Origin of the sequence: Protofrankia symbiont of Coriaria myrtifolia, from assembly GCF_900634755.1 — a bacterium.
In the GTDB taxonomy this organism is placed as follows: Bacteria; Actinomycetota; Actinomycetes; order Frankiales; family Frankiaceae; genus Protofrankia; species Protofrankia coriariae.
In genome coordinates this window covers 1-3,957 of sequence record NZ_CAAAFS010000279.1, presented here as the reverse complement: position 1 = coordinate 3,957, position 3,957 = coordinate 1, and the positions used below count along the sequence as shown (strand labels likewise).

Here is a 3,957-nt window from a genome sequence, read left to right as displayed (position 1 = left end):
GGTTGAACTGCGCCTCGAGCCGGCTGATGGCTTCCAGTTCCCCGTAGTCAAGGAAGATTCCCCGGCAGTTGTCGCACTGCTCGATCTGCACGCCGCTGCGGTTGTAGGTCCGCATCACCCCGCGGCACTTGGGACACTGCAGTGTGTAGCTCACGACGAAACTCACCCATCTCGCACTCGCTCGCCTGGTGCGGCCCATTAGATCATTCGATTCGCCAGTAGCGTACCGGGTGTCCCGGATGTGACCAGGGGACGTCACACCGGCCTGTCGGTCGCGGCTCGGACCGTCGGCGCGGCTGGGCCGTACCCCCACTGACGGTCCTGATCCGGCCGAAGCCCTCTCCGCGAGAAGTGAGAGTCGTCGGCCGGTGTTCGGCGCGGCAGCAGGTTACGTGATCGCGCCTGATTCGCGAAGCGCGGCCAGTTCGACTTCGTCGTAGTCCGGTTGCCGCGGGATCTCCGGCCCGTCGGGGGTGTCCTCTTGGCCAGGACCGAACGGTGCGGGGGTCACGCGCCTCGCCGCCTGCGTCTGAATGCCGCTGACGCGCCGACCGCGAGGATCAGCGCGCCGCCGTCGGCAACACCGCTGACCCACGTTGCGGCACCGCCGAGGGTCAGGCCGCTGACGATCACGGCGACCAGGACCAGACCGAGGATCGTTCCCACGACGTTGAACTGACCGGGCGCCCACGTGGACGCTCCCAGGTAGACGGCGGCAAGAGCTGGGAGAAGGACGCCGATACCGGTCGTGCCGGGGATCGCGCTGCCCTGCTGCGCCAGCAGGAGCACCCCGCCAGCCGCGGCGAGCCCTCCTGACGTCATGTAGCTCGCCAGCACCAGTCGGTCCACCCGCACGCCGACCAGGCGGGCTGCCGGGCTCGACGACCCGACAGCCACGAGCCTGCGACCGAACGGCGTCTGCGCGACGATGTATCCGATCACCAGCGCGATGAGCAGGGCGACGACGGTCAACCACGGGATCTTCCAGAACGTGGCGGTCCCGAAGTCGACCAGCTTCTGCGAGAAGCCGGAGGAGATGCTGAGGTTGTGGCTGTACCAGCTCTGCATCCCGTCGAGCACGGTCGCTGATCCGAGGGTGGCGATGAGCCCGTTGAGCCCGAACCGTGTGACGAGCAGCCCGTTGACGGCTCCGATCAGCAGACCCGTGACCAGAACCACCAGTACGGCCTCGAGCAGGTTCCATCCGTTGCGTGCCATGAGGCCCGCGGTGAGCATCGACGCCAGGCTGGCGGTGGACCCGACTGAGAGATCGAAGTTGTTGCTCAGGAGCGGGACCATCAGCGCCAGCGCAATGATCAGATTCACTGACTGTGAACTACCGATGATCTGCCAGTTGTGTACGGTGGCGAACGTGTCGGGGAACCGCACCGACCAGGCGACGATGATGGCAACGATCAGCACCAGGAGGCCGAACCGCTCGCCGAGGGCGAGCCACCGCGCCCCGCCCGGCCAGTTCGCACGGCGTGGCGGACGCCCTGAGCCAGGGGGCGCGGGACTGTTCGGACGCTGGTCGGTGGCAGTCGCTGTCATGATGTTCGAGGCTCCATGCTGGTCGGTGGGTGGGTGGCGGGTGTCCGTGGGCCGAGGGCGCGCGACGTCGGCGTGCGCGCTCCGGACGGTGCGCCCAGCCCGTGACCGAGTTCGGTACAGCGCCGCACGGTCAGGTCGGCGCCTGACGCCTCGCCCGTGATCCGCCCGCTGTGAACACCGACCACCCGGTCGCACGCGTCGACGAGTTCCTGAGGATCGGAGCTGACGAGAAGCACTGCGGTTCCGGCGGCCGCGACCTGGCGGACGAGCTGGTGAATCGCTGTACGGGCGCCGATGTCGACGCCCTGGGTCGGCTCGTCGAGCAGCAGCAGCCGCGGCGCCAGTTCCAGCCAGCGCGCCAGCACCACCTTCTGCTGGTTTCCGCCGGACATGGTGGCGAAGTACGCTTCGGGCCCGTCGACCTTGATCTTGTAGCGTTCGATGACGCCCTGGGTGTCGGAACGTTCGGCCGCACGCCGCAGCCAGACCCGGTTCCAGTAGCGCCGCAGACTCGGCGCGCTCAGGTTCGCACGTACGGAAAGCTCGGCGAACGCGGCCTGTCCGGCGCGGTCCTCGGGGACGTAGGCGATGCCACCCCTGATGGCGGCGGGGACGTCGTTGGCTGTCAGCTCGACGCCGTCGAGGGTCGCTCGACCTCCCCGAGCCGGCCTGACCCCGAACAGCGACTGCAGCAACGTCGACCGTCCCGAGCCGAGCAGCCCGGCGATTCCGACGACCTCCCCGGCACGCACCTGAAGGCAGATGTCGTCCAGTGATCCGACCGCGAAGTTCTCAAGCCGCAGACGGACCTCGGCCTGGTGGGTAGCGACAGCATGCCTGCTCGGCGCGATCGGAGCATGCCCCGTGATCAGTTGGACGAGGCTGCTCTCGTCGAGGTCCGCGGCGTCACAGGTCCGGACATGCTGCCCGTCTCTCAGGAAGGTCGCGCTGTCCGACACCGCCAGCAGCTCGGACAGTCGATGCGACACGAAGACGACGGCGTGGCCGCGCCGCGCGTAACCACGCATGGCGTCGAGCACCGCCTGCGCCTCCTCGGCCGGAAGCGACGCGGTGGGCTCGTCGAGGACCAGCGTGCCCCGCCCGGCCTCGGCCTCGTACTGCAACGCGCGGGCGACAGCGATCATCGTCCGCGTGGCGGGCGGAACCTGCGCCATGATTGTCTTTGGCGAGACGTCGATCTCGAACTGCTCCAGCACCTTCTGGACGCGCCGGTGCAGCGCCCGCCACGAGACCGGAGCCAGGCTCCTCGCGCCGAAGGTCGAGCTGACGGCGAAGTTCTCGGCCACCGTCATCGACGGGAACGTGCCCACCGCCTGATGGACGAAGTAGAGCCCGTTCGAACCGGCCCACCCCGGGTTCGTCCGGGTCGCGTCGTGGACGTGGCCGTCAATCTCGATCGTGCCGCTGTCAGCCTGGTGCACCCCGGCCAGGATCTTGATGAGCGTCGACTTGCCCGATCCGTTTCCGCCGCACAGCGCGTGTACCGAGGCGCGGGGGACCTCGAAACTGACATCGCGTAGCGCGCGGGTGCCACCGAAGGTCTTGGAGACCGCGTTGACGCGGATCGCCGGAGCGGGGGTCCGCGGAGACTGCGCCGCGCCGACGGCGGTCATCTGTCCTCCTGTGTGGTCCGGCTGTGTGGTCCGGTATGGCGATGTCCGTGCCGTCCCACGGATCCCGGGGCGGCACGGGCATCGCGGCGGTTGACGTCAGCCGGTCCAGTTCGCGGTGAACGCGGCCCTGTAGTCGACCGACGGCGTCCAGGACTGACTGTCGGAGGCGGGCAGACCGTGCTCGGCGTCGATGATCTGGAAGCTGGCCCCCTGGTTCGGGATGGTCGTCTCGCCGGCCAGGACCCGGTTCATCGCGTCCGCGCCCTCCCAGCCGAGCCAGTTCGCGGGAACGCCACCGGCGGCGGTGACCACCTTCTTGCGAATCAGGGCCACGGTCGACGGGTAGCCCTCGCCGGTCACCACGACGAGATCGGAGTTCTGGCGTGCGGTGATGACCTGGGAGATCTCGGCCATGGTGGTGTCGTCGGGAGCGTCCACGACGTTCGCCTCAGGATGCTTCTGCAACGCCGTGGCCACCTTCTGCGCCGTCGTCGCCGGGTTGCCAAGGTCCTGACCGGTGATATCGACCGTGTCGACGATCTGGCATCCGCCGCACCTGGCCAGTTCTTCTCGATATCCGGCCTCCTCGTACTGGGTGACGACGAAGTCCGGGTGCGTGATCAGTAGGACCTTCGCCCTGCCTCCGGTGGCGGCGATCGCATAGTCGGCCTTCAACGTGCCCCACCTGGTACCGAACTGGGCAGGGGTGCCACTGGAATTGATGGTCGCCGAGTACAGCGACGCGCCGCCGCCTGCTTTGGGGTCGTCGCAG

At 68.4% G+C, this 3,957-nt stretch carries 4 protein-coding genes; all 4 read right to left on the bottom strand.

Annotated features, from left to right (window positions below):
• Positions 1–142: zf-TFIIB domain-containing protein (locus CM1CMNOD_RS23715; RefSeq protein WP_347403399.1), on the bottom strand; the 142-nt coding region annotated here is incomplete at its 3' end.
• Positions 143–507: 365 nt separating this feature from the next.
• Positions 508–1,551: an ABC transporter permease gene (locus CM1CMNOD_RS15535; RefSeq protein WP_013874547.1), complete on the bottom strand. Its 1,044-nt coding sequence runs from the start codon at positions 1,549–1,551 to the stop codon at positions 508–510.
• Complete coding sequence (locus CM1CMNOD_RS15530) at positions 1,548–3,185, bottom strand: sugar ABC transporter ATP-binding protein (RefSeq protein WP_013874546.1); 1,638 nt, start codon at positions 3,183–3,185, stop codon at positions 1,548–1,550. The genes CM1CMNOD_RS15535 and CM1CMNOD_RS15530 overlap by 4 nt, the downstream gene beginning before the upstream one ends.
• 96 nt (positions 3,186–3,281) lie before the next feature.
• A partial coding sequence (locus CM1CMNOD_RS15525) for a sugar ABC transporter substrate-binding protein (RefSeq protein WP_131774058.1) occupies positions 3,282–3,957 on the bottom strand: 676 nt, incomplete at its 5' end.

What these genes read in the sequence shown, in the direction of transcription:
- CM1CMNOD_RS15535 (WP_013874547.1), bottom strand. Translation starts at nt 1,551, where the DNA reads ATGACAGCGACTGCCACCGACCAGCGTCCGAACAGTCCCGCGCCCCCT.
- CM1CMNOD_RS15530 (WP_013874546.1), bottom strand. Translation starts at nt 3,185, where the DNA reads ATGACCGCCGTCGGCGCGGCGCAGTCTCCGCGGACCCCCGCTCCGGCG.